The sequence below is a fragment of the Pseudomonas sp. LJDD11 genome (assembly GCF_024584215.1).
GTDB lineage: Bacteria > Pseudomonadota > Gammaproteobacteria > Pseudomonadales > Pseudomonadaceae > Aquipseudomonas.
Genome location: NZ_JANJFL010000006.1, coordinates 64,632 through 90,574, shown reverse-complemented (window position 1 = coordinate 90,574; position 25,943 = coordinate 64,632). Strand labels below are relative to the sequence as shown.

Sequence of the window (25,943 nt, the reverse complement as noted above, 5' to 3'; positions counted from 1 at the left end):
TCGCCCCGCCAGTGACATCACTCGTAGTCCAGCACGAAAGGCATGAAGCCATCTGCGTTGCCCGGATTGGTCGCCGTGCCGTTGAGCACGTACACCGCTGCGAAGTCGAGCTGCGCCGTGGCGCCACCGACGCCATCCTTGACCAGCGGCTTGTCGATGGTCTCGGTACCGGAAAGGTCCATCAGTACACTGGAGCCGTTGATCAGACCAATGCCCACCCCATCGGCCGCGCCGGTGGTACGCAGCAAGGTCTGGTCGTTGTTGTCCAGGCCGCTGCCGTTGCGCGCGGCAAAGCGCATTTTGACGGTGTTGTACTGGTCAGCACCGGCACTGCAGTTGATCAGCAACTGGATCGGCGTTGCCGTCTGTAGCTTGCTTTCACCTGACAGACCGATATCGGCAAACGACACATTGCCCAGATCAACATTGATTTCACCCGGCGCGGTGCCCGGGCTGACGCCCGTACCTGGCCCCACATCGCAAGTCATATTGGTCAGGGTACCGTTGAACACCAGCTTGCCGTTATTGGCAGCATTGGCTGTGCCTGTAAGACCCAGACCCAAAGCACCCCATACAGCCAGAGTCAAAGACAGTTTTTTCATGCTAACAACATTCCTTGTGTTATGGGTGTCACTGAACATACAGAGTATGCTCAGCGACACCCCTTATTCGTGTTCGCCCGCTAGTGGACGGCGCTCACTATAAGCCCCCACAACCTTATTAGCTGTCAGTTGCGTTCCTTGGGTTTGGAAGAACATTCTCTTGAGCTTGAACTCCGTTTCCGTAGGACAATTCCAGGACTCTCTGCAGGCCGCCAATAGCAAGGCGCTCGACAAACAAGCGGTGATAAACCTCGCACTAACCTCTGCAGCATGCTGTTTTTTGAAAGTGGCCAGCAGGCTATTGATAGGTAACGGTCAGCACCCCCCGAGACTCGGAAACCCGCTGCGAGTCCGGCTCAGCAAGGGGTTGAAAGTGGGTACTCACAGGCACCGCCTGGGCCATACAGGCATTGGCGACAACGCCCGCCTCGACATTCGGCCCCGGACGCACCGGCACACGCCGGGTATGCTCAACCAGATGAGCCGCGAGTGCGACGTCGACTTCACACGTAGGGTTAACCACTTGACCACGAAAACCCAGAACACCCTGTTGTGCATAAACCTTAACAGCCCCCAGCGACAGTAAAACCATCATGACTGATCGCGCCAACTGCCTTTTTAAGTTACCTGAAACTGTCGTGTCGGGTTGCATGATCCTGCTCCGTCTTGTCGGGTTCACCCCATGAAGTAAAGTTGAACAACCCCCCGCCCGCCACATAAATAAAGAAAATTCTGTAGGACTTTTCCGCAGCAATTAATGCAATGTAACTTACAGTTTTATTGCTTTAAGCATGCAGTTTTTAGTTCAGTCAAAACCTGTACCGCCATGAACTTAAAGCTTCTGAACGGAAAAAACCGGCACTGCTTCACAGCAAACGGCTTTGCTGACATTTCTGACAGGTAGCCGTCATTCTGCTGACCGGGTTGGCAGGTTATAAGAAACCCCTGATCATGCCGTCTGACCACTGACTTTCCTGGCGTCCTCCCCGACATGCGTAAATCGATCCGAACCGTACTGGCTGTTGCCGTCCTGGCTGCGCTGGGCAGCAGCGCCTGGCTGTTGACCCGCCCTGGCGCCGTAAGCAAACCGCCGCTGGCCGCCGTACCGGTCAAAGTCATCGACCTCAAGGCCGAGGACGTACCGCTGTTCGTGACCGGCATCGGCACCGTGCAGTCGTTGCAAAGCGTGGTGATCCGACCACAGGTCGATGGCATCCTTACCCGCGTGCTGGTCAAGGAAGGCCAACAGGTCAAGGCCGGCGATCTGCTGGCGACCCTCGACGACCGGGCGATTCGCGCCGCGCAAGAACAGGCCAGGGCGCAATTGGCACAGAGTCAGGCGCAGCTCGATGTCGCCCGCCTGGACCTCAAGCGTTACCGCGACCTGAGCCAGGACAACGGCATCTCGCGGCAGACCCTCGACCAGCAGCAGGCGCAGGTCTTCCAGCTTGAAGCCACGGTGCAGGCCAACAAGGCCACACTTGAAGCAGCCCAGGTGCAGTTGTCCTATACCCGCATCCAGTCACCGGTCACTGGCCGGGTCGGGATTCGCAACGTCGATGAAGGCAACTTCCTGCGGGTCAGCGACGCCAACGGGCTGTTTTCCGTGACCCAGATCGACCCGGTCGCGGTGGAGTTCGCCCTGCCGCAACAGATGCTGCCGACCCTGCAAGGGCTGATTGCCAGTGATTCGCGCGCCCCGGTGCAGGCCTGGCTGGGCGACGATCAGAACGGCACCCTGCTGGGCCAGGGCAAGCTGAGCCTGATCGATAACCAGGTCTCGCCCAGCACCGGGACCATTCGGGCCAAGGCACGCTTCGACAACCCTCATCAATCGCTATGGCCGGGCCAGCTGGTCACGGTGAAAATCCAGACCGATGTGGCCCGCGATGCGCTCAAGGTGCCCCCGCAAGTGGTGCAGCGCGGCCTGGAGCAGCATTATGTGTTCCGCATCCGCGACAACAAGGCTGAAGTGGTTCCGGTCAAGGTCCTGTTCCAGAGCAGCGACATGACCCTGATCAGCGGCGCCAGCCCCGGTGACGTGCTGGTCCAGGACGGCCAGTCACGGCTCAAGGCCGGCACCCGGGTCGACGCCAGCGCCGCCCAGCCGCAGTCGCTGAATACCGTGCAGGCGGCGGTGCAGCCATGAGCGACAGCCCAACCCGCCATCAGCGTTCACTCTCGGCCTGGTGCATCGATCACCCGGTCGCCACCTTGCTGCTGACCTTCGCCCTGGTATTGCTGGGCCTGATCGCCTTCACCCGGCTGCCGGTCGCGCCGCTGCCGGAAGCCGAATTCCCCACCATTCAGGTCAGCGCCCAATTGCCGGGCGCCAGCCCGCAGACCATGGCCTCCTCGGTGGCCACCCCGCTGGAAGTGCAGTTCAGCGCGATTCCCGGCATGACCCAGATGACCTCCAGCAGTGCGCTGGGCTCGACCAGCCTGACCTTGCAGTTCGCCCTGACCAAGAGCATCGACACCGCAGCCCAGGAAGTTCAGGCGGCGATCAACACCGCAGCCGGACGGCTGCCGGCCGACATGCCCAACCTGCCGACCTGGCGCAAGGTCAACCCGGCCGACAGCCCGGTACTGATCCTCAGTGTCAGCTCCGGGCTGATGTCCGGCACCGAACTGAGCGACCTGACCGAGACGCTGCTGGCCCGCCAGCTCAGCCAGATTGAAGGCGTCGGCCAGGTGTCGGTGTCTGGCCAGCAGCGCCCGGCCATTCGCGTCCAGGCCGCGCCGGAAAAGCTCGCCGCCCTCGGCCTGACCCTGGCCGACATTCGTCAGGCGGTGCAGCAGACCAGCCTTAACCTGGCCAAGGGCGCGCTGTATGGCAAAGACAGCGTTTCGACCCTGTCGGCCAACGACCAGTTGTTCGACCCTGAAGATTACGCGCAACTGATTGTCGCCTACCGCAACGGTGCGCCGGTTTACCTCAAGGACGTGGCGAAGGTGGTGCATGGTGCCGAGAACGCCTATGTCCAGGCCTGGTCCGGTCAGCAGCCCGGCCTGAGCCTGGTGGTGTTCCGCCAGCCGGGCGCCAATATCGTCGAGACCGTCGACCGGGTGCTGGGCCAGTTGCCGCGCCTGACCGCGATGCTGCCGGCCTCGGTGGAGGTGTCGGTGCTCAATGACCGCACCCGCACCATCCGCGCCTCGCTGCATGAAGTGGAACTGACCCTGGGCATTGCAGTGCTGCTGGTGGTCGCGGTGATGGCGCTGTTTCTGCGCCAGTGGTCAGCGACCCTGATCGTCACCAGCGTCCTGGCCGTATCACTGATCGCCAGTTGCGCACTGATGTACCTGTTTGGCTTCAGCCTCAATAACCTGACCCTGGTGGCGATCGTGATTGCGGTGGGCTTCGTGGTCGACGATGCCATTGTGGTGGTGGAGAACATCCACCGCCATCTGGAAGCCGGCGAAGGCATGCGCGAAGCGGCCATCAAGGGCTCGGGGGAAATCGGCTTCACTGTGGTGTCGATCAGCTTCTCGCTGGTTGCCGCGTTCATTCCGCTGCTGTTCATGGGCGGTGTGGTGGGCCGGTTGTTCAAGGAGTTTGCCCTGACCGCCACTGCGACCATCCTGATTTCCGTGGTGGTGTCGCTGACGCTGGCACCGACCCTGGCAGCATTGTTCATGCGCGCGCCCAGCCACGATCAACACAGCAAGCCGGGGTTTGGTGAACGCCTGCTGAGCCTCTACGAACGTGGTCTGCGCAAGGCGCTGGCTCATCAGCGCATCACCCTTGGGGTATTCGGCCTGACCGTGGCCCTGGCGGTGGTCGGCTACGTGCTGATTCCCAAGGGTTTCTTTCCGGTGCAGGACACCGGCATGGTGTTGGGCACCACCGATGCGGCCGGTGATATCTCTTATCCCGACATGGTCGCCAAGCATAAAGAACTGGCCAGAATCGTCAGCGCCGACCCGGCGGTCCAGGCGTTCTCGCATTCGGTGGGTGCCTCGGGCAGCAACCAGACCCTGGCCAGCGGGCGCTTCTGGATTTCCCTCAAGCCGCGTGGCGAACGCGATGTATCGGCCAGTCAGTTCATCGACCGCATCCGCCCGCAACTGACTAAAGTGCCCGGCATCGTCATGTACCTGCGCGCCGGCCAGGACATCAACCTCAGCCCTGGCCCCAGCCGCAGCCAGTATCAATACGTGCTCAAGAGCAACGATGGCGAGCAGCTCAACCTGTGGACCCAGCGCCTGACCGAAAAACTGCGGGAAAACCCGGCATTGCGCGACCTGTCCAACGACTTGCAACTGGGCGGCAGCATCACTCACATCGACATCGACCGGCGTGCAGCGGCGCGCTTCGGGCTGACCACTGCCGACGTCGACCAGGCCCTTTATGACGCCTTCGGTCAGCGCCAGATCAGTGAGTTCCAGACCGACACCAACCAGTACAAGGTGATTCTTGAGCTCGATGCCCGGCAACGTGGCCGCGCTGAAAGCCTGAGCTACTTCTACTTGCGCTCACCGCTGACCGACGAGATGGTGCCGCTGTCTGCCGTGGCCAGTGTCGGTGCACCGGTGATGGGGCCGTTGTCGATCAGCCATGACGGCATGTTCCCGGCCGCCAACCTGTCATTCAACCTGGCTTCCGGCATCGCGTTGGGCGATGCGGTGCGCATGGTTGAGCAGGCCAAGGCCGAAATCGACATGCCGACCTCGATCATCGGCACCTTCCAGGGCGCCGCGCAGGCGTTCCAGAGTTCGCTGGCCAACCAGCCGTGGCTGATCCTCGCCGCGCTGGTGGCGGTGTACATCATCCTCGGGGTGCTTTACGAGAGCTTCGTCCACCCGCTGACGATCATCTCCACGCTACCCTCGGCGGGGATTGGCGCACTGCTGCTGTTGTGGATGATGGGCCATGACTTCTCGATCATGGCGTTGATTGGCGTGGTGCTGCTGATTGGTATCGTCAAGAAGAACGGCATCCTGCTGGTCGACTTTGCCCTGGAGGCGCAGCGCAATCAGGGCCTTTCGCCACACGATGCGATTTACACCGCCTGCCTGACGCGCTTTCGGCCAATCATGATGACCACCCTGGCCGCCTTGTTCGGTGCCCTGCCGCTGATGTTCGGGTTTGGCGCCGGTGCCGAGTTGCGCCAGCCGCTGGGGATCGCGGTGGTCGGTGGACTGCTGCTCAGCCAGGTGCTGACCCTGTTCACCACCCCGGTGATCTACCTGCAACTCGAACGCGTGTTCCACCGCCGCCAGAACGCCCCGGCCACTGGCCAGGCGCTTCACACCTGAGAGGTTGCGCATGCGCGTGCTGATTATCGAAGACGAACAGAAAACCGCTGACTACCTGCATCGCGGCCTGAGCGAACAGGGCTATAGCGTGGATCTGGCCGCCGATGGCATCGAAGGTCTGCACCTGGGTCTGGAGCACGACTACGCGGTGATCATCCTCGACGTCATGCTGCCGGGCCTGGATGGCTTCGGTGTGCTGCGCGCCTTGCGTGCGCGTAAACAGACCCCGGTGATCATGCTCACCGCCCGCGAGCAGGTCGACGACCGGATTCGGGGCCTGCGCGAAGGCGCCGATGACTATCTGGGCAAGCCGTTTTCGTTCCTTGAACTGGTCGCCCGCCTGCAAGCCCTGACCCGTCGCAGCAGCACCCAGGAGCCGGTGCAGATCAGCATTGATGACCTGCGCATCGATCTGCTCAGCCGCAAGGCCAGCCGTGCCGGCGTGCGCCTGGACTTGACCGCCAAAGAGTTTGCCCTGCTCAGCGTGCTGGCGCGCCGCCACGGCGAGATCCTGTCCAAGACCTCCATCGCCGAGCAGGTCTGGGACATCAACTTCGACAGCGACACCAATGTCGTCGAGGTGGCCATCAAGCGTCTGCGGGCCAAGCTCGACGGCCCCCATGAACATAAACTGCTGCACACCATCCGCGGCATGGGCTATGTGCTGGAAGATCGCCGTGCGGACTGACTCCATTGCCCTGCGCCTGGGCAGCCTGTTCGCGCTGGTGGCCTTCGGTGTCTTCACCCTGATCGGCTGGGCGCTGTACCTGCAGGTCGACAAGCACCTGGACCTGTTGCCCGAGGCAGAAGTCGATGCACGCTATAGCGTGCTCGAATCGACAGTCAATCGCTTCGGTGACTTGCAGCACTGGAGCAAGCTCGGCAACAAGCTCAACCTGCTCAGCGAGGAGGATAAGCGTATCCGCTTCTGGGTGGTCAGCGATCATCCAGACTACGAGTATGGCAACCCCGACCCGCAAATTCGCCGCTTCGCTCGCGGGCCGCTGGGCATGCGTGATTTACTGCTGCCCGGCCAGCGTTTCCCGTACAAGGTGCTGGTCAGCGAGTTTCCCGCCAAAGACCAGCGCCCGGCCCTGCGCTTTCTCACCGCCATCGACACCCAGACCTTCTGGCAGACCCAGCACTCCTTGGTGGTCGCGCTGGTCAGCCTGGCGGTGATCGGCATTCTGCTCGCCTCGCTACTGGGCTACTGGGTCGCGCGCGTCGGCCTGCGGCCGCTGACCAGCCTGTCGCTGGAAGCCCACAAGCTGTCGCCACCGCACCTGTCGGCACGCCTGCAACTGTCACCACTGCCGCCGGAACTGGAGCAGTTCGTCAACGCCTTCAACGCGACGCTGGGTCGGGTCGAACAGGCTTACTCACGGCTGGAGTCGTTCAACGCCGATGTGGCCCACGAACTGCGCTCGCCACTGACCAACCTGATCGGCCAGACCCAAGTGGCACTGACCCGTGGCCGCTCGGCCGAGCATTACTTCGAGGTCCTGCAATCGAACCTCGAAGAGCTGGAACGGCTGCGCTCGATCATCAATGACATGCTGTTTCTGGCCAGCGCTGACCAGGGCGGCAAGGCCAGTGAACTGACCCGCGTGTCGCTGGCCGAGGAAGTGGCGACAACCCTGGAGTATTTGGACTTCATCCTTGAGGACGCGCAGGTTGCGGTCCAGGTGCACGGCGATGCCAGCGTCCCGATCGAGAAGGCCCAGTTGCGCCGCGCACTGATCAACCTGCTGCATAACGCCGTACAGCACACCAGCGCCGGGCAGACTATCCGCGTCGCTATCGAGCGGCTTGAGCAACAGGTTCACATCGGTGTCAGCAATCCGGGGCCGGCGATTGCCGACGAGCATCTGCCGATGCTGTTCGAGCGCTTCTATCGGGTCGATGCCTCACGCAGTAACAGCGGCGCCAACCACGGTCTGGGCCTGGCCATCGTCAAGGCCATCGCACTGATGCACGGCGGCACGGTGTTCGTGACCAGCCGCGACGGAATCAACACCTTTGGTGTCAGTCTGCCGAACCGCTGAACGGTACGTGCGAAAAACGGCGGGTGATTGGTCTATTGATCGGCGGCGTCCTGCCGAAAACCTGATATACCGATAAAAATCAGTTCCAGAGTCTGCGGCATGAACGGATCGCCGCCGCCCCTTGAGTCGAGTGGCTGCAATGAACGTACCTGCTGGCTGGATACGCTCCGAGCTTCTGTTGATCTGTGGCAGCCTGCTGTCACTGATCGCCATTCTAGGCATCGTCGCCTCGTTGCTGATGCGCGAGCGCAACGACGCGCTGCTCAGCGCCACCCGGGCGGCGTCCAATATCGTGCGGCTGATCGAAGCCGATGTGGTGCGCAGCGCCGAACTCTACGACGCCTCGATCAACGGGATGATCAGTGCCTGGCAGCATGAGCGCCTGCGCCAGTTACCCGACGACCTGCGCCATCAGGTACTGTTTGATCGTGCCGCAGCAGCGCCCTATAAAGGTGACCTGTTACTGCTCGACCAGAACGGCGATGTACTTGCCGACTCGTTGCCAAGCGCCAGGCGCGAGGAGAACTTCGCCGACCGCCCGTTCTTTCAACATCACCGCGACAGCAACCTGACCGGGCTGTACATCAGCCAGCCGTTCAAGGCCAGCTGGGGCTTCAAGGACTGGTGCATCAGCTTCAGTCGCCGCTTGTCGGGGCCCAACGGTGAGTTTCTCGGGGTGGCCGCCGCGGCCATGCGCCTGGCTTACTTCAAGCCGTTGTTCCGCAGCCAGTCGCTGGGGCCGGACAGCAGCCTGAGCCTGATGAATACCCAAGGTGTACTGCTGGTCCGTGAGCCGGTCGAGGACGATGAAGACCTGACCGGCGCCGTGATGGCCGGCAACGCCAACTACCAGCACATTCTCGAGCTGCCTGAAGGCAGTTTCGTGGGCATGTCGGTAGAGCACCGGCATCGGCACCTGTATACCTTTTCCAGGGTCAGGGGCCTGCCACTGGTGGTGGTCATCAGCCAGCCGGAATCGGCCGTCTATGCCGCCTGGCAGCGCAATGCCTTGCTGGTCGGCAGCGCCACCGGCGTGCTGTGCCTGGGGATCCTGTGGCTGACCGTCCTGCTGCGCCGCGAACTGCGCCGCCGCCAGCGGGCGGAAAACATACTGGCCGGGCTGGCTGCCACCGATGCCCTGACCGGCCTGCCGAACCGTCGCCAGCTCGACCTGACCCTGGCCAGCGAGTGGAGCCGCGCACAGCGCTGCGGTGATCCGCTGTCGCTACTGATGATCGATGTAGACCACTTTCGCCGCTTCAATGAACGCCACGGGCACCTGGGCGGCGACAAGGCATTGCGTCAGGTCGCCCAGTGCATCGCCGGCAACGCACGGCGCGCCGGTGATTTTGCCGCGCGTTATGGTGGCGAAGAGTTTCTGCTGATACTGCCCAATACCGAGCGTCAAGGGGCGCTGGCCATGGCCGAGACCATTCGCCAGGCCATCATGACCCTGCCTGCCGTCGAGCATGATCAGCAGGCGATTACCGTGAGTATTGGTGTGACCACGGCAAGCGTCAGCAAGCATGACGACCTGAGCGCGTTCATCGACAGCGCTGACAAGGCGCTGTACAACGCCAAGCATCACGGCCGTAACCGGGTGGAATTTATTGATTACGCACAAACGCCAACCGCCAGGGCGGTTTAGCCGCTGGCGGTTGGCGTGATGGCATCCTTGCCGGTCAAACGTGCCCTTAATGATTGGCAGCGCGCACTTGATCGCGCAGCGCCTTAACCTTGTCGTGGTTGGCCTGAGCACCTTGCAACTGACGGTCGATCAGGCCGGTGACGTTAGCTGGCAGGGACTTTTCAACCGCTTTCTGACGAGCGTCTTTGTAAGCCTTGAGCGCTACATCCTCACCGCGCTCAACCTCATTGAGGATCGCTTCATCACTCTTGCCGGTAACCAGTGACTTGAGGTCTACCCAGGCGCGGTGCAGCGTGCCGCTGACGCTCGAAGAAGTCTCCGGGTCGCCGCCCAAGGCGCGAACCTCGGCTTGCAACTCAGTTACGGCGCTGGCGCAATCGCTGGCACGGGTCTGGAAGAACTGCTTGATGGCAGGGTTCTTGATGTCTTCAGCACTGGTCTCAAAGCCCTTCTGGCCATCTTTGCTGGTTTCGATCAGGTCGTTGAGCAGGTTGATCGATTCTTTGTTGATGTCAGTCATTTCACTCATCCTTCCTAGGCAGTTGATACCAAATTGGGTGTGGCTGCCTGGAGAGTTGCATGGCCTGTGCCAGCTTTTTCGATTCAATTTTTATGTTTAATTTCAACCACTTAACAAAAAACCTGAAAAACCATGCGTTGCGTTCTGCATGAAGTTGCTTTTTGCCAGCATGCAGACTGCAAGTCTGGCTATCAGCCATGCCGAACAGTGATCAGGCCGTGCGCGTCAAGCGCTTGCTCAATGCCTGCCTGATCCGCTCGCCATACAAGCCCACAGCCAGACCGCAGACTATAAGCAGCACGGCAACCACCTTGATTGCCGAAAGGCGCTCGTTAAAGATCAGTGCCGAACCAAGCATGCCGAAGATCGGCACCAACAGTGACAGCGGCGCCACCGTCGAAACCGGGTATTGCCTGAGCAGCGAGTTCCAGACCCAGTAGGCAAACAAGGTATTGGGGTACACCTGAAACAGGATCGACGACACGGCACGCCAATCCATTTGCGCGACCAGTACGCCATAACCCTGCGTGCCATTGACCCCGTAATCGAGCAGCAACAGCGGGAGCGGCGCAAAGGCGCTGGACCAGACCAGAAAGGCAAACACTTGAGTCGTTTTGGCCTTCTTGATGATGATGTTGGCCACACTCCAGGCCAAGGCACCGAACAGCACCAGCGCCAGTCCGGTCACGCTGACCGAACCATCGGCAATGAAGATGATGCTCGACAAGCCACCCAGCGCGATGACGATACCGGCCAATTGAAAGCGTGTGATCTTTTCCTTGAACACCCAGCCGCCCAGCAAGATCGTGAAGAAGGCACTGAACTGCAGCACCAGTGAAGCGATACCGGCCGACAGCCCGGACTTGATCCCCAGATTCACCACCCCCCACAGGCCGATGCCGAACACCAGCCCGTAACCTGCAATGTAGCGCCAAGGCACATTCGGCCTGGGGATGAACAGGATGGCCGGCAGTGCGCAGAGTGCGAAACGAATGGCGGCGAGCATCAGCGGATCGACGCTGTGCAGGCCCAGTTTGATGACCGAAAAGTTGAAGCCCCAGATAGCAGTGATCAGGATGGCCAGCAGCAAGTGGTGAAGTTTCATAAACGCCTTGACGCGTAATTGAGTGAGGGTGCAGACAAATGCAGAGTGATGTACAGGGCTAGCCCGAGGGCGCCAGGCGCAGCTCGCTAAAGCGTATCCATGCCCAGAACAGCCAGGCGGCGGTACTGACTGCGGCACCCAACAGGCACACCGCTGACCAGCCCCCCAGCGCATACATCTGGGTCGCCGCCACTGCCCCCAGCGCGCTGCCAACCGAGTAAAAACACATGTAGGCGCCCACCAGACGGCTTTGCGCGTCCGGCCGGGCGGCGAGGATCAGGCTCTGATTGGTGACATGCACCGCCTGCACGGCAAAATCGAGCATCACCACACCCAGCACCAGCGCCAGTAACGAGGTTTCGGCCCAGGCGATGGGCAACCAGGAAAGCACCAGCAGCGCAAGTGCTACACCCGTGGTGCGTTGCCCCAAGCCTTGGTCAGCCCAGCGCCCCGCTCTGCCGGCGGCCAGTGCACCGGCCAGACCTGCCAGGCCGAACAAGCCGATCTGGGTGTGGGACAGCGACCACGGCGGGGCACTCAGGGGTAACACCATCGAGGTCCATAACACGCTGAACGCCGCGAAGATCAGCAAGGCAAATACGCCACGAACGCGCAACACCGGCTCACTGACGAACAGTTTGCCGACCGAGATCAACAAGGCTTTGTAGGAACTGTCAGCGCGTGGCAGGTCAAGCGCAGGGATGTTCTTGTACAACACCAGCGCCATGCTCAGCATCAGACCGGCAGACACGTAATACACAGCCCGCCAACCGGCCAGATCGGCGATCAGACCAGAGGCGAAGCGGGCCAGCAGGATGCCCAGCACAATGGCGCCGGTCACCGTCCCCACCGCCTGGCCGCGTTGCACCGGGATGGCCAGGCTGGCGGCGCACGCCACCAGCACCTGCACCACCACCGCCATCAAGCCGACCAGCACCATCGCGCCAAGCAGCACCGACCATTGCCCTGCCATGCCCACTGCCAGCAGAGCCGCGACTGAAAACAGCATTTGCGTGATGATCAACGCCTTGCGATCGAGCAAGTCGCCCAGCGGCACGATCAGTAGCAGTCCGGCCGCGTAACCGATCTGCGTGGCTGTGACCACAATACCAATGCTGCCGGGCGCAACATTCAGGCTCTGCGCCATGCTATCGAGCAAGGGCTGGGCAAAATACACATTCGCCACCGCCAGCGCGCAGGTGATCGATAAGATCAGGCTCAGTGAACGGGAGAGCTGCAATGGCTCGTTTATGACTGACGGTGCAGTGGCTTGCTCGCAATGGCTGCTGCAACTCATGGGGTCATCCCTGACAAAACAAGCAGTTTCAATTTAAAACCAGATGATTGAGTTGTAACAATTCAGGTTTTAATCTGCAACCAGTTTTTTTTAACCTCTGAAAGGTAATCCAATGGCTAGGCATATAGCGCTGGCAAGCAGCGAATGTCCTGTGGCACGCACACTGGAAGCCATCGGCGAGCGCTGGACGCTGCTGATCATTCGCGATGCCTTCGACGATATCCGGCGTTTCGGCGACTTTCAGAAGAGTCTTGGTCTGGCGAAGAATATTCTTGCCGCACGTTTGAAAGTGCTGGTGGAGTTGGGCATCTTCGAAATCTGCCCGGCCTCCGATGGCAGCGCCTACCATGAGTACGTGCTGACCGAGCGGGGCCGCTCGACTTTTGCGATTGTGGTATGCCTGCGCCAATGGGGTGAGCAGCATTTGTTCGAACCTGGCGAGACGCATTCGGTGTTGCTCGATAACGAGCACGAGCAACCCGTACTCAGCCTGCAGGTGCGTTCGGTGCAGGGCAAGCTGCTCAAGCCACACGACTGTCATCGCCGCCGGGTGACGCGCTGACTCAGGTCAGCCCCGGTCCTTCCCCTCTTCAGAACCGATAAGCCATGAATCCCGAATCATTGAAACTGCTGGTCACCCGTGAAATGCCCTTTGGCAAGTACCAGGGCCGCTTGCTGGCTGACCTGCCCGGCCATTACCTGAACTGGTTCGCCCGCGAAGGCTTTCCCAAGGGTGAGCTGGGCGCCCTGTTGGCATTGATGCACGAGATTGACCACAACGGCCTGGGTGCGTTGCTCGACCCGCTGCGCACCCGGCCCCGCCAGGGCTTCAAATCCGGCCGGAACTGAGCACGAAAAGCACGCAGAAAAAATCCGGTGCACAGGCACCGGATTTTTGGTTTGCCGCCAGCCTGCTGCCGCTCAGCCGAACAGCGCTACGGCCTCAGCGGTGGCTTCCTGAATACGGCCCCAGTCGCCGTTCTTGACCCAGGCGTTGTCGATCATCCAGCTACCGCCGACACACATGACGTTGGGCTGGGCGATGTAGTTTTTAAGGTTCTGCGCATTGACCCCGCCGGTCGGGCAGAACCGCGCTTCGTTGAAGGGGCCGCCCAGCGCCTTGAGCGCCGCCACTCCCCCGCTGACCTCCGCCGGGAACAGCTTGAAGCGCCGGTAACCCAGGGCGTAGCCGAGCATGATGTCAGAGGCGCTGCTGATGCCGGGCAACAGCGGCACTTCGCTTGCGGCCGAAGCCTGCAACAGCTCATGGGTGCTGCCCGGCGTCACAATGAACTGCGCGCCCGCCGCTTCAGCGTCAGCCAGGGTACGACGGTCGAGGATGGTCCCGGCACCGGTGCAAAGCTCCGGGCGCTGCTCGCGCAACAGGCGGATCGCATCCAGGCCGAACGCCGAACGCAGAGTGACTTCCAGCACGCTCAGGCCACCGGCAGCCAGCGCGTCGGCCAGCGGCAACACGTCCTGCTCGCGGGCGATGGTGATCACCGGAAGAATTTTGGCCCGGGCGCAGAGCTCATCGATCCGGGCTGTCTTGTTCGCCATGCTGTTGAGTGGCTGATTATTTTGGTCTTGGGTCACGGCGATGTTTCCTTGGCTTAGGGGCACCAGTAAATTTCAAGAGACGGGTTGAGAAAGGCGCGGATCGGCAAAGCCGTCACGTCATCGCCTTGCACAGCGGTGCGCAGGGTGTCGAGCTTGGCCTGGCCTGCAATCGACAGAATCTTCACGCTGGCTGAGGCCAGCAACTCACGGGTCATGGTCAGCCGCTGATGCGGCACGCTGGGCGCCAGCATCGCCAGGCAGCGGCGCTCACCACCAAGACTCAGGGCTTCGCGCAGGTTCGGGCTGGACGGGAACAGCGAGGCGGTATGCCCGTCATCGCCCATCCCCAGCACCAGCACATCGATCGGCGGCAGCTCGGCCAGCAACCGGTCAGCCTGCTCGGCGGCGGCCTCCAGGCTCGGCGCCAGGCTATACAGGCCAAGCAACTTTGCCGCAGCGGCCGGGCCTTGCAGCAAATGACGGCGTACCAGCGCCGCATTACTGTCCGGGTGCTCCACCGGTACCCAGCGCTCATCAGCCAGGCTGACCACCACCTGCGACCAGTCCAGCGGCTCGGCCGCCAGACGCTCGAAAAAAGCCACCGGGCTACGGCCACCGGACACCACCAGAGTGGCCTTGCCGTTCTGCGCAATGGCGGCGCGCAAGTGCTCGGCCACATCGCTGGCCAGCGCCTCGGCCAGTTGCGCCGCATTATCGAAGTCATGGGCCTTCAGGCCCGCCGGCAATTGCAAATCACATGTCGCCATACCAGGCTCTCCCGTCACGTGTGATCAGGGCGATGGAACTCATCGGCCCCCAGGACCCGGCGGCGTACGGTTTGGGCGCATCACCGGCTTTTTTCCAGCCGGCGATCAGTTGATCGCACCACTGCCAGGCGTATTCGATTTCATCCTTGCGCACAAACAGGTTCTGGTTGCCGCGCATCACTTCCAGCAACAGCCGCTCATAGGCGTCAGGCACCCGGGCACTGCGGTAAGTGTCAGAGAAGTTCAGATTCAGCGGGCCACTGCGCAACTGCATACCCTTGTCCAGGCCCTGATCCTTGGTCATCACCTGCAGCGAGATACCCTCGTCAGGCTGCAGGCGGATGATCAGCCGGTTGCTGATCTGCAGGCGCTGTTCCGGGGCAAAGATATAGTGCGGCGGCTCCTTGAAGTGGATCACGATCTGCGACAGCTTCTGCGGCATGCGCTTGCCGGTGCGCAGGTAAAACGGCGTCCCCGACCAGCGCCAGTTGCGGATATCGGCGCGCAGGGCAACGAAGGTCTCGGTGTCGCTTTCGGTGTTGGAGTTGTCTTCCTCCAGATAGCCCGGCACCGGCTTGCCTTCGCTGTAGCCGGCAGTGTACTGACCGCGCACCACCTGAGTAGCCAGACGCTCCGGGGTGAACGGCGCCAGGGCCTTGAGCACCTTGACCTTCTCGTCGCGAATACTGTCGGCCGACAGGTCGCTGGGCGGGTCCATGGCGATCAGGCACAGCAACTGCAGCAGGTGGTTCTGGATCATGTCACGCAGTTGCCCCGCCTGATCGAAATAGCCCCAGCGGCCTTCGATGCCGACCTTCTCGGCCACGGTGATTTCCACGTGGGAGATATGGTTCTGGTTCCACTGGGTTTCGAACAGGCTGTTGGCGAAGCGCAGGGCAATGAGGTTCTGTACCGTGTCCTTGCCCAGATAGTGGTCGATGCGATAAACCCGGTTCTCGGGGAAAAACTTCGCCACCGCATCGTTGACCCGTCGCGAAGACGCCAGATCGTGGCCGATGGGTTTCTCCAGCACCGCCCGGGTGCGCTCGGCAAGGCCTGCCGCCGCGAGGTTCTCGCAAATCGCGCCGTACACCGAGGCGGGCGTGGCGAAGTAGGCAATCAGCGAATCGGCATTGCCGACCCGCTCGGCCAGGGCCAGATAGCCCTCCGGCAGCAGGAAATCCAGGTGCAGATAGCTGAGCCGCGCCAGAAAGCGGGTGACGTGTTCGGACTCAAGCTCCGTCTCGGGAATGAAGCGGCGCATCGACTGGTGGATATAGGCCAGGTGCGAGGCCTCGTCGCCCGGCTCGCGGGCCAGAGCGATAATGCGCGTATCGTCATGCAGCAAACCTGCACGATCGAGCTGATAAAGAGCCGGAAACAGTTTGCGCACAGCCAGATCGCCGAGAGCGCCGAACAGGGCGAAAGTGCACGGATCAACCGTAATCAGGGGCATAATGTTAGTTCTTTTATCAAGTTAGACTACAAATACCTTTTTTAAAGGTATTCCTCAAGGCCAAATGTAGTAATAACTACAACATTTTATCCAAAGCTTTATACCGGTGGTGATTCACTCGGCCTCTCAGTACGATAGGCCACCTTTGCTACAGGCTAAAGCCGCCAGGCGAACGTCTGTCGAACAGCCCCCGATCAGGATGCCGTCATGGACCGCACACGAAATCTCCTGGAGCAGATCCAGAACCGACTCCCGGAGCTGAATAAAGCCGAACGCAAGGTGGCCGAAGTCATCCTGCTCAACCCGCAGATGGCCACCCGTTTGAGCATCGCAGCCCTGGCCCAGGCGGCCAAGGTCAGTGAACCGACCGTCAACCGCTTCTGCCGCTCGTTCAGCGTCAGCGGTTACCCGGAACTCAAGCTGCAACTGGCCCAGAGCCTGGCCAGTGGCGCCGCCTACGTCAGCCGTGCCGTGGAGCCGGACGACAACCCCGAGGCCTACACACAAAAAATCTTCGGCAGTGCCATTGCCTCGCTGGACAGCGCCTGCCAGGCTCTGGACCCGGCGCAGATCAGCCGCGCCGTGGACATGCTGATCCAGGCCCGGCAGATCCACTTCTTTGGCCTGGGCGCCTCGGCACCGGTAGCCATGGATGCCCAGCACAAGTTCTTTCGCTTCAACCTGGCGGTCAGTGCTCACGCCGACGTACTGATGCAGCGCATGCTCGCCTCGGTGGCGCACACCGGTGATCTGTTCGTGATCATTTCCTACACCGGACGCACCCGCGACCTGGTCGAAGTCGCACGTCTGGCCCGCGAGAATGGCGCCTCGGTGCTCGGCCTGACCGCCGCCGGTTCGCCACTGGCCCAGGCCAGTTCGGTCAGCCTGCACATTCCGTTGCCGGAAGACACCGATATCTACATGCCGATGACCTCGCGGATCATTCAGTTGACCGTGCTGGACGTACTGGCCACCGGCATGACCCTGCGCCGCGGCGTGGACTTCCAGCCGCACCTGCGCAAGATCAAGGAAAGCCTCAACGACAGCCGCTACCCGCTGGAAGATCAGGGCTAAGCAAGGTCAGGTGCGGCCCGCATCGCTCTTTCGAGCAATGGAAAATCCTTTTCCACGGTGTCTGAGCTGCAGGTTTCGCCCTGCTGGGCGACCCCATTTTGCTTGGCAAAATGGGGGAAAACCGCTTGCTCCTGGCTTGGGTCCGCCCAGCGGGCGGACTTCCCTCCGTCCGGCCTGCACCCAAGTCGCGACTCGCGTCGTCTGCGCCATCTCGGCTCGAAGATCAAAAGCGAAATCAACGGCAACGATCTAAAGCCGAGCACAGATCACTTGAGCACAAAGGTGACTAAAACCCACCACCGCTGCGGCGGATGTACACCGTTCGAACCGTCAAAAGTGATTCATTACAGAGCTCGATCCGTGCCACTTCATATTTGCAACGCGATAGCCCGCCGCCAAGGCGGCGGCTGACCTCCTGCGATTTGTATATTTGTACAACGCCCAAAAAAACGGGCAGCCAGGCTGCCCGCAAAGCACACACAGCCGCTATCAGAACTTGGTCTGGATCTTCAGACCGGCCACCAGCGCATCGTCAACCTTGTCCACGCCACCGGGATGGCGGATGTACTGCAGGTTGGGCCGTACGGTCAGCCAGTTGGTGACGTGGAAGCCGTAATAAATCTCCGAGTTGTACTCGGTGTCCTGCACCGGCAGGAACGCCGGGTTGTCGTAGTCGTTGATGCCGTTGATCAGGTTGACCAGCCGACGACGGTCCTGGGCATCGTCGTTGACGTGGATGCGCGAGATACCAATGCCGATGTCATCCTTGGGCCGACTGTCGAACGGGCCTTTGTAGAGCAGGCCGATCTGCTGGAAGTTATCAATGTAGTTGGTGGCCTTGTCATGCACCGTCGCGGCGGCAAACAGGGTCAAGCCGCGTGAGGCATCACCGTTGTGGGCGGTCAGTTGCTGGGTCGCCATGACCCAGCCACCGTGCTTGCTGCCATGGGATTTGAACGCGCCGCCCGACACCGGCTGCGGCAGGCCGTTGGCGCCTTCATAGACATCGTCGGCGTCCGGGCTGCTGTGGTAGTAGCCCAGCCGGTACTCGCCGGGCAAGCCGTTGACCTTCGGACTCCAGACCACTTCCACCGGCACCAGGGTGCCCTGCGAGCCGCTGCCGCTGAGCTTGAAGCCGTTGCCAATCTCCAGGTTCGAAGGGTTTTGCTCGAACACACCGATCTGCGCAAAGAACTCTGGGGTGATGTTGTACTTCAGCGCTGCGCCCCACTGGCTGACCGGCCAGTTGTACCAGGTGTTGACGTAGTTGGCTGGCTGCGCGCCGCAGAAGCTCAGGTTCTGGAAGTCACACGGCGCCGAAGCGAATTCCTCGCCCGGCCCGAAACGGCCGAGCTTGACCACCAGCGCGTCATCCATGAATTTCTGCTTGAGCCACATCTGGGTCAGACGCCAGGTCTGGCCACGGCCCCAGACTTCCTGGGATGAACTGAGGGTGCCAGCCCGCGGGTCGCCGATCCGGTCATTGGAAATATTACGGCCGCTACGCTCAGTGATCGCCAGCTTGAACTCGGCGCCTTGCCAGCCGAATGCTTTCTGCAAATCGACTTTCAGGCCGAAGGCGAACTGATCGCTCCAGCGCGCTGTAGTGTCGTCGTTGTAGCCGCCATTGAGATTGCTGGCCGCCTCGCTGACGTACTCCAGCGAAAAGTCATAGCCCTTGTCGAGCAATTCGGTGCGCGCCCCGCCCCAGTCACCGGTCATCCACGGTGAATCGGCGCTGAACGCTTCAGCCGCCTGCACACCACCGGCCAGGGCCAGGCTGCCCAGTATCGATAGTTGGCAGAGGCTTTTCAGCCGTGAATACGATGGCGCATCGTGCTTGTTCATCCCATGAGTCCTCAATTATTGTTATTGGCTTTCAGCTTTACAGCGTCCACTCACTTGCGATTGAGCAAGGTCACATTGCCCTGCCGGCCTGCGCCCTCGGCACGCCCGAGAACGCCCAGACGCTCACCGCTGGCGGCGTCGAACAGCAGCACGCGGGTAGGGTCCAGTTGCAGGGTCAGGGTCTCGCCGACCTGCGGTGCCTGATCCGGCGCCAGACGGCAGCAGACCTTGGTCTGGTTGAGGTTGACGAACACCAGGGTGTCAGGGCCGGTAGGCTCCACCACCTGCACCTCGGCGCGAATCGTCGGTAATCCCTGGCCATCGCCAGCAGCCAGGCTGATCTGCTCCGGGCGTACGCCAAGAATCACTTCACGGTCTTCCAGCCCCGCGTCGTTGCAACCCAGCGGCAGCTCGCAGCGCGCCTGACCGCTGTCGAGCAGCGCCAGCAAGCGTGCGTCACGGCGTTGCAGACGCAGCGGGATGAAGTTCATCGGCGGCGAGCCGATGAAGCTGGCGACAAACTGGTTGGCCGGGTCGTTGTAGATCTCCCGTGGTGTACCGAACTGCTGGACGATGCCGTCCTTCATCACCGCCACCTTGTCACCGAGGGTCATGGCCTCGATCTGGTCATGGGTGACGTACACCGTGGTGGTCTTCAGGCGCTGGTGCATCAGTTTCATTTCGGTACGCATCTCGACCCGCAGCTTGGCGTCGAGGTTGGACAACGGCTCGTCGAACAGGTAGATCTTCGGCCGCCGCGCCAATGCCCGGCCCATCGCCACACGCTGTTGCTGGCCGCCGGAAAGCTGTGCCGGCTTGCGCTCAAGCAGATGTTCGATCTGCAGCAGGCGCGCCACCCGGCTGACCTCCTCATCAATGGCCGGCTTGGCCAGCTTGCGAATTTTCAGGCCGAACTCGATGTTCTCGCGCACGCTCATGGTCGGGTACAGCGCGTAGGACTGAAACACCATGGCGATGTCACGGTCCTTGGGGCTGGTCTGGCTGACGTCTTCGCCATCAATGAGAATCGCCCCGCCGCTGATGTCTTCAAGGCCGGCAATGCAGTTCATCAGGGTCGATTTGCCACAACCGGACGGGCCGACCAGGATCAGGAACTCACCGTCCTTGATTTTCAGTTCGATGTTTTTCAGCGTGTCTGGCAGGCCGCTGCCGTAGCGTTTGTTGACGTTTTGCAGTTCGAGAGTTGCCATGATTGATCCCTAGCCCTTGACCGCGCCGGCGGTCAGCCCGCGCAGGAAATATTTGCCGGCCAGGATGTAGACCAGCAGTGTCGGCAGCCCGGCGATCATCGCCGCGGCCATGTCCACGTTGTATTCCTTGACCCCGGTACTGGTGTTGACCAGGTTGTTCAGGGCCACGGTGATCGGCTGCGAGTCACCGCTGGAGAACACCACGCCAAACAGGAAGTCGTTCCAGATCTGGGTGAACTGCCAGATCAGGCAGACCATGATGATCGGCGTCGACATCGGCAGGACGATGCGCCAGAAGATGGTGAAGAACCCCGCCCCATCGAGCCGTGCCGCACGCACCAGCGCCTCGGGAATGGTCACGTAGAAGTTGCGAAAGAACAGCGTCGTAAAGGCCAGGCCATAGACCACATGAACAAACACCAGGCCTGTGGTGGTGCTGGCCAGGCCCATCTTGCCGAGGGTGAAGGACGCTGGCAGCAGCACGGTCTGAAACGGCAGGAAGCAGCCGAACAGCAGCAAGCCGAAAAACAGCTGCGAGCCGCGAAAGCGCCACATCGACAGCACGTAACCGTTCAGCGCGCCGATGGCCGTCGAGATGATCACCGCCGGAATGGTGATGCGTATCGAGTTCCAGAAATAGCCATCGACGATGTTCCAGGCCTTGACCCAGCCAATCACCGTGACCACCGCCGGCCAACTGAGCAGGTTGCCGCTGCCGATGTCTTCAGGGGTCTTGAAGCTGGTCAGCAGCATGACCACCAGCGGCACCAGATACACCAGGCAGGCCAGCCACAAAACCGCGTGGATCAGCAAACGGCTGACGGTGGTTCCATTGGAGCCGATCGTGTTACTCATGGCGTTTGCTCCGCAGTTCCGAGTACAGGTACGGCACCAGAATGGCGAGGATCGCGCCGAGCATCAGCATCGCGCTGGCCGAGCCCATGCCCATCTGTCCGCGGCTGAACGTAAAGGCATACATGAACATTGCCGGCAGATCAGAGGAGTAGCCCGGCCCACCGGCGGTCATCGCCGCCACCAGGTCAAAGCTCTTGATCGCGATATGGGCGAGGATCATCACCGCACTGAAAAACACCGGGCGCAGGCTGGGCAGCACCACCCGCCAGTAAATCAGCGGCAGGCTGGCGCCATCCATTTGCGCGGCGCGGATGATCGACTGGTCGACACTGCGCAGGCCGGCGAGAAACAATGCCATGACAAAGCCGGAGGACTGCCACACGGCGGCAATCACCAGGCAGTACACCACCCGCTCCGGGTCCACCAGCCAGTCGAGGCGAAAGCCTTCCCAGCCCCAGTCACGCAGCAGCTTGTCCAGGCCCAGGCCGGGATTGAGCAGCCATTTCCAGGCGGTGCCGGTGACAATCATCGACAGCGCCATCGGGTACAGGTAAATGGTGCGGATCGCGCCTTCGCGGCGAATCCGCTGGTCGAGCAACACCGCAAGAATCACCCCGACCACCAAGCTGATGCCGATGAACAACCCGCCGAACAACAGCAGGTTCTTGCTCGCCACCCACCAGCGGTCGTTATCCATCAACCGCGCATACTGAGCCAGCCCGGCCCACTTGTAGGACGGCAGAAAGGTGGAGTTGGTAAACGACAGCACCAGGGTCCAGAGAATGTAGCCGTAGAAGCCCACCAGCACGATGAGCATGCTGGGCGCCAACACCAGTTTGGGCAGCCAGCGTTGCAGCGCATCGAGCGGCGAGGCTTTGTTGAACACAGCGACAGAAGTCATTGAAGTCATCCAGTCGGGTCGAATTCAGGCCGCAGGCGGTCGCGAGACCCGCAAAGAGTCCCGTCGACACACACAACGGTTAAGGTGATATCCGTAGGCGCTGCCGTAGGAGCTGCCGTAGGAGCTGCTTCAGCAGCGAATAACGCTACGGCTGCTAGCGGGCTGCCTTGATCGCCGAGGCCAGCCGCTTGGCCGCCTGGGCCGGGTCAGCGTTAGGGTCGTTGATGTAGTTGGTCACCACATCGAAAATCGCGCCCTGCACAGCCAGCGAGGTGGCCATGTTGTGCGCCATGCTTGGCTGCAGGCCGCCATTGCCACCGTCTGCCAGGAAGTCCCTGGCCGAGGCCTGGGCGCAGCTGTCGAAGCCATGTTTGTCCATGCTGGCGAGCATATCCTTGCGCACCGGGATCGAGCCCTTGTTGATGCTGAAGACCTTCTGGAACTCTTCACCCAACGCGACTTTGGCCAGGTCCTGCTGGGCAGCGATATCACCCGTACGATCGGCGTTGAGCTTGAAGATCGCCAGCGAGTCGACGTTGTACGTGAACGCCTTCTCGGTGCCCGGGAACGGCACGCACTGGTAGTCCTTGCCGGCAACTTTCTTTGCAGCCGTCCATTCGCTCTTGGCCCAGTCGCCCATGATCTGCATGCCGGCCTTGCCGTTGATCACATCGGCGGCGGCAATGTTCCAGTCACGCCCGGCGCGGTTGGGGTCCATGTAGGTGGCGACTTTCTTCAATTCCGTGAACGACTTGACCATTTCAGGACCGGTCAGCGCTTTATCGTCCAGTTTGACGAACGCTTGCTCGTAGCCCTGAGGGCCCATGACCGAGAGCACCAGGTTCTCGAACACCGTGCTGTCCTGCCACGGCTGGCCACCATGGGCCAGGGCAATGAAACCGGCCGCCTTGAGTTTGTCAGCGGCGGCGTAGAACTCTTCGAGGGTGGTCGGCGCCTTGGCCACGCCGGCCTTCTCCAGCACCTGCGGGTTGACCCACAACCAGTTGACGCGGTGAATGTTCACCGGCACGGCGACGTACTCACCGTCGTACTTGACCGCGTCAGAGACTTTCTTGTCGAGCAACTCGTCCCATTTCTCTTGCTTGGCGACATCTTTGAGGGTGTCGGTGCTCAGCAGGCCCATCGAACCCCAGTCCTGAATGTCCGGCCCCTTGATCTGCGCCACGCCCGGCGGATTACCGGCCACGGTGCGGCTCTTGAGCACGGTCATCGCCGTCGCCCCGCCACCACCGGCTACGGCGCCGTCTTTCCAGGTGAAACCGTCTTTCTCGACCTGAGCCTTGAGGACATCGACAGCGGCTTTTTCGCCACCGGAGGTCCACCAATGGACGACTTCTACCGAGCCTTTGGACTCGGCAGCCTGGGCAGTGAAAGGAAGCAACGTGGCAAGAGAAATGGCAGCGGCAAGCTGGGACAGAGCATTCATTGATTCGGCCTTCTTGTTGTTATTTGGGGCAGGTCGGTTGCCTGCGCTTGAAAGCAGTCTAGCCATATCGAAAGACCGCTTGGTAACGAAGGGATAGGGAATAGTCACAGGTTAGTGACATTTAGTGGCAATGCAGTGGCATCAGGGCAAGCGCGGCAGTTCCAGGGTTACCCGCAAGCCGCCCTCGCGAAGGTTCTGCAGGCTCACCTCGCCACCGTGGCTATGGGCGATATTGCGCGCAATGCCCAGCCCCAGGCCGTAGCCTTGCTGGTTCGAAGCCAGCCGCACGTTAGGCTCGAACACCTGTTCCAGGCGCTGCTCGGGAACGCCCGGCCCCTCGTCATCAACGTGCAGCACGAATACCTCGCGGCGGTCTTCGATATGCAAGTGGGCGCGGTAGCCGTACTTGAGTGCGTTGTCGATCAGGTTGCCGATGCAGCGCCGCAGCGCCAGCGGCTTGCCCATGTACGAAGCCTGAGCCACGCCGTGCAGGGTGATGCGCGCGTCCCCTTCAGCTGACAGATAGGGCTCCACCAGGCAATCGAGCAGGTTATTGAGGTCCACCGGTTCGATGTTTTCGTGAATGTCGGTGTCCTTGACGCACTGCAGTGCGCCTTTGACCAGCAATTCCAGCTCGTCCAGATCGCGCTCGAAGCGCGCCTGCAAGGCCGGGTCATCAAGCAGTTCGACGCGCAGCCGCAAACGGGTAATCGGTGTGCGCAGGTCATGAGAAATCGCGCCGAACAACTGGCCGCGCTCGGTCAGGTAGCGGCTGATGCGGGTGCGCATGGTGTTGAAGGCGCGGCTGACCTCCTGCACCTCGCTGCTGCCGCCCTCGATCAGCGGAGAGGCATCACCGTCCAGTGACAGGTCCCGTGCCACCCTGGCCAGGCGCTTGAGCGGCCGGCTCTGCCAGTGCACCAGCAGGCCGATGAACAGCAGCAGGAACGCGCTGGTCAAGGCGATCGACCAGACCTGCTGGGCCGGCAGGTCTGGTTCTTCCAGAAAGGTGTAAGGTGCGGGCAGCAATGACGCGATGTACAGCCATTCGCCGGGCGCCAGTTCGATCTGGGTGACCAGCACCGGCGGATTGACCGGCTCCAGAGTCAATGCGTAATGCGCCCAGGAGCGCGGCAGTTCGTCGAGTTTCAGGCCGCTGTTGAACAGCCGCAGCTCATCAGGGCTGACGAACCAGGCGACGATCTTCGGCCCGTCGCCCAACGAACTGCGCAGCACCTCGCCCACCGCGCTCAATACCGCATCTTTACGCGGTGTGGCCGGCAGCAGTTGCATGTCCAGCGGATGCTCGTTGAGCGACACCACAAAGCGCGTACCGCCCATGCTGCGCAGTTGGTCGAGCACCAGCGGCCGGTAGCTGACCGGCAGCGAGCGAAAATAACTGACGCTGGCAGCCATCGAATAAGCCAGGCTGCGCGCACTGTTGAGCAAACCTTCCATCTGGGTGGCGCGCAATTGAGCCACCCAGATGATCCCCGACAGCGACTGGCCCAGCAGCACCGCCAACAGGGTCAATAGCAGCATGCGCCCGAGCAACGTGCGTGGCAGCGCCAGCCAGCGCTGGCGTGCGCCGTTAATGAGCCACTCCCGACTGCACGGTCGCGGCCAGCAGATAACCGCTGCCGCGCACGGTACGAATCAGCCGCGGCGCTTTGCCGGTGTCACGCAAACGCTGGCGCAGGCGGCTGACCGCCATGTCAACGATGCGCTCCAGCGGCATCGGTTCACGGCCTCGGGTGGCATTGCCGATGGTGTCGCGGTCGAGGATCTGCTGTGGATGATCGAGAAACAGCTTGAGCAGGGCGAAATCGGCCCCGGAAAGAATCACCTCTTCACCATCGGCATGAAACAGCCGGTGGCTGACCATGTCCAGGCGCCACTCATCGAACAGCAGCACTTCCCCGCCACGCTCCTGGCCAAACCCGGAGCGGCGCAGCAGGGCTTTGATTCTGGCCAGCAACTCGCGTGGGCTGAACGGCTTGCCCAGATAATCGTCGGCCCCCAGTTCCAGGCCGATGACCCGATCAGCCTCGTCGGAACTGGCGGTGAGCATGATGATCGGCACATGCGGCTGGCGCGGATGCTGACGCGCCCAGCGGCACAGGCTGAAGCCGTCTTCGTCGGGCAGCATGACGTCGAGGATCAACAGGTCGGCGGGGGCTTCGTTGAACGCCTGACGAAACCGGGCACCGTCCGCGGTGGCGCGGACCTGAAAACCGGCCCGGCTCAGGTAGGTTTCGAGCAGTTCGCGAATCTCCTGGTCGTCATCGACCAGCAGCAGGGTTTTATGGGCTGAACTCAAGAAGGTCGTCCTTGTTCAGTGAATT

At 61.5% G+C, this 25,943-nt stretch carries 23 protein-coding genes; 8 read left to right on the top strand and 15 right to left on the bottom strand.

All coding sequences use genetic code 11. The features are described 5' to 3' along the window. Nucleotides 1–17: 17 nt before the first annotated feature. Nucleotides 18–602, bottom strand: a complete 585-nt coding sequence (locus NRB16_RS09735; protein ID WP_253142670.1) for a fimbrial protein — start codon at nt 600–602, stop codon at nt 18–20. A gap of 298 nt (nt 603–900) precedes the next feature. Further along, the gene (locus tag NRB16_RS09730) at nt 901–1,197 is read right to left on the bottom strand and encodes a hypothetical protein (protein WP_257106044.1); all 297 of its coding nucleotides are present in this window, start codon (nt 1,195–1,197) and stop codon (nt 901–903) included. Nucleotides 1,198–1,593: 396 nt separating this feature from the next. Between NRB16_RS09730 and NRB16_RS09725 the strand changes: the two genes are divergently transcribed. The 5 genes from NRB16_RS09725 to NRB16_RS09705 all read left to right on the top strand — a co-directional run bounded on the left by NRB16_RS09725 (nt 1,594) and on the right by NRB16_RS09705 (nt 9,557). Next, complete coding sequence (locus tag NRB16_RS09725) at nt 1,594–2,751, top strand: efflux RND transporter periplasmic adaptor subunit (protein WP_257106043.1); 1,158 nt, start codon at nt 1,594–1,596, stop codon at nt 2,749–2,751. Further along, nucleotides 2,748–5,864 carry a multidrug efflux RND transporter permease subunit gene (locus NRB16_RS09720; RefSeq protein WP_257106042.1) on the top strand — a complete coding sequence of 1,039 codons (3,117 nt, stop codon included), beginning with the start codon at nt 2,748–2,750 and terminating at the stop codon, nt 5,862–5,864. Before NRB16_RS09725 ends, NRB16_RS09720 begins: the two co-directional genes overlap by 4 nt. A 10-nt stretch (nt 5,865–5,874) precedes the next feature. Next, complete coding sequence (locus tag NRB16_RS09715) at nt 5,875–6,552, top strand: heavy metal response regulator transcription factor (protein WP_257106041.1); 678 nt, start codon at nt 5,875–5,877, stop codon at nt 6,550–6,552. Next, nucleotides 6,542–7,909, top strand: a complete 1,368-nt coding sequence (locus tag NRB16_RS09710) for a heavy metal sensor histidine kinase (RefSeq protein WP_257106040.1) — start codon at nt 6,542–6,544, stop codon at nt 7,907–7,909. Before NRB16_RS09715 ends, NRB16_RS09710 begins: the two co-directional genes overlap by 11 nt. Before the next feature lie 139 nt (nt 7,910–8,048). After that, nucleotides 8,049–9,557, top strand: a complete 1,509-nt coding sequence (locus NRB16_RS09705; protein WP_257106039.1) for a diguanylate cyclase — start codon at nt 8,049–8,051, stop codon at nt 9,555–9,557. 46 nt (nt 9,558–9,603) lie between these two features. Here NRB16_RS09705 and NRB16_RS09700 read toward each other — a convergent pair whose 3' ends face one another. The 3 genes from NRB16_RS09700 to NRB16_RS09690 form a co-directional block, all read right to left on the bottom strand. Then, entirely contained in the window at nt 9,604–10,077 is a 474-nt protein-coding gene (locus NRB16_RS09700; protein WP_045482812.1) for a PA2169 family four-helix-bundle protein, read from the bottom strand. Nucleotides 10,078–10,288: 211 nt separating this feature from the next. After that, nucleotides 10,289–11,182: an EamA family transporter gene (locus NRB16_RS09695; RefSeq protein ID WP_257106038.1), complete on the bottom strand. Its 894-nt coding sequence runs from the start codon at nt 11,180–11,182 to the stop codon at nt 10,289–10,291. Nucleotides 11,183–11,240: 58 nt separating this feature from the next. Then, complete coding sequence (locus NRB16_RS09690; RefSeq protein ID WP_257106037.1) at nt 11,241–12,479, bottom strand: MFS transporter; 1,239 nt, start codon at nt 12,477–12,479, stop codon at nt 11,241–11,243. Nucleotides 12,480–12,591: 112 nt separating this feature from the next. On the opposite strand from NRB16_RS09690, the gene NRB16_RS09685 reads away from it, so the two are divergent. Continuing rightward, nucleotides 12,592–13,041, top strand: a complete 450-nt coding sequence (locus tag NRB16_RS09685; protein ID WP_045482821.1) for a helix-turn-helix domain-containing protein — start codon at nt 12,592–12,594, stop codon at nt 13,039–13,041. 44 nt (nt 13,042–13,085) lie between these two features. Continuing rightward, nucleotides 13,086–13,328, top strand: a complete 243-nt coding sequence (locus tag NRB16_RS09680; RefSeq protein WP_045482823.1) for a DUF3820 family protein — start codon at nt 13,086–13,088, stop codon at nt 13,326–13,328. A gap of 72 nt (nt 13,329–13,400) precedes the next feature. Here NRB16_RS09680 and NRB16_RS09675 read toward each other — a convergent pair whose 3' ends face one another. The 3 genes from NRB16_RS09675 to zwf are packed head-to-tail and all read right to left on the bottom strand — an operon-like array spanning nt 13,401 to nt 16,262. After that, nucleotides 13,401–14,075 (bottom strand): bifunctional 4-hydroxy-2-oxoglutarate aldolase/2-dehydro-3-deoxy-phosphogluconate aldolase, encoded by a 675-nt coding sequence (locus tag NRB16_RS09675; protein WP_144403185.1) that lies wholly within the window; start codon nt 14,073–14,075, stop codon nt 13,401–13,403. Between the two features lie 17 nt (nt 14,076–14,092). Further along, nucleotides 14,093–14,806 carry a 6-phosphogluconolactonase gene (pgl, locus tag NRB16_RS09670; RefSeq protein ID WP_045482826.1) on the bottom strand — a complete coding sequence of 238 codons (714 nt, stop codon included), beginning with the start codon at nt 14,804–14,806 and terminating at the stop codon, nt 14,093–14,095. Beyond that, complete coding sequence (zwf, locus tag NRB16_RS09665) at nt 14,793–16,262, bottom strand: glucose-6-phosphate dehydrogenase (RefSeq protein ID WP_045482829.1); 1,470 nt, start codon at nt 16,260–16,262, stop codon at nt 14,793–14,795. Before zwf ends, pgl begins: the two co-directional genes overlap by 14 nt. A gap of 207 nt (nt 16,263–16,469) precedes the next feature. Between zwf and NRB16_RS09660 the strand changes: the two genes are divergently transcribed. After that, the gene (locus tag NRB16_RS09660; RefSeq protein ID WP_045482832.1) at nt 16,470–17,336 is read left to right on the top strand and encodes a MurR/RpiR family transcriptional regulator; all 867 of its coding nucleotides are present in this window, start codon (nt 16,470–16,472) and stop codon (nt 17,334–17,336) included. 489 nt (nt 17,337–17,825) lie between these two features. Here the strand turns inward: NRB16_RS09660 and NRB16_RS09655 are convergent, their stop codons facing one another. From NRB16_RS09655 to NRB16_RS09625, 7 genes are all read right to left on the bottom strand, one after another. Beyond that, nucleotides 17,826–19,184: a carbohydrate porin gene (locus NRB16_RS09655; protein WP_045482835.1), complete on the bottom strand. Its 1,359-nt coding sequence runs from the start codon at nt 19,182–19,184 to the stop codon at nt 17,826–17,828. A gap of 50 nt (nt 19,185–19,234) precedes the next feature. Next, a complete protein-coding gene (locus NRB16_RS09650; protein ID WP_045482838.1) occupies nt 19,235–20,395 on the bottom strand; it encodes an ABC transporter ATP-binding protein in 1,161 nt (386 codons plus the stop codon). A gap of 9 nt (nt 20,396–20,404) precedes the next feature. Continuing rightward, nucleotides 20,405–21,250, bottom strand: coding sequence for a carbohydrate ABC transporter permease (locus tag NRB16_RS09645; RefSeq protein ID WP_045482841.1), 846 nt, complete (start codon nt 21,248–21,250; stop codon nt 20,405–20,407). Next, complete coding sequence (locus NRB16_RS09640; protein WP_045482843.1) at nt 21,243–22,151, bottom strand: carbohydrate ABC transporter permease; 909 nt, start codon at nt 22,149–22,151, stop codon at nt 21,243–21,245. The genes NRB16_RS09645 and NRB16_RS09640 overlap by 8 nt, the downstream gene beginning before the upstream one ends. A 154-nt stretch (nt 22,152–22,305) precedes the next feature. After that, nucleotides 22,306–23,598, bottom strand: coding sequence for an ABC transporter substrate-binding protein (locus NRB16_RS09635; RefSeq protein ID WP_045482846.1), 1,293 nt, complete (start codon nt 23,596–23,598; stop codon nt 22,306–22,308). Nucleotides 23,599–23,739: 141 nt separating this feature from the next. Beyond that, a complete protein-coding gene (locus NRB16_RS09630) occupies nt 23,740–25,140 on the bottom strand; it encodes an ATP-binding protein (RefSeq protein WP_306456399.1) in 1,401 nt (466 codons plus the stop codon). A gap of 49 nt (nt 25,141–25,189) precedes the next feature. Then, complete coding sequence (locus NRB16_RS09625) at nt 25,190–25,918, bottom strand: response regulator (RefSeq protein ID WP_045482852.1); 729 nt, start codon at nt 25,916–25,918, stop codon at nt 25,190–25,192. Between the last annotated feature and the right edge of the window lie 25 nt (nt 25,919–25,943).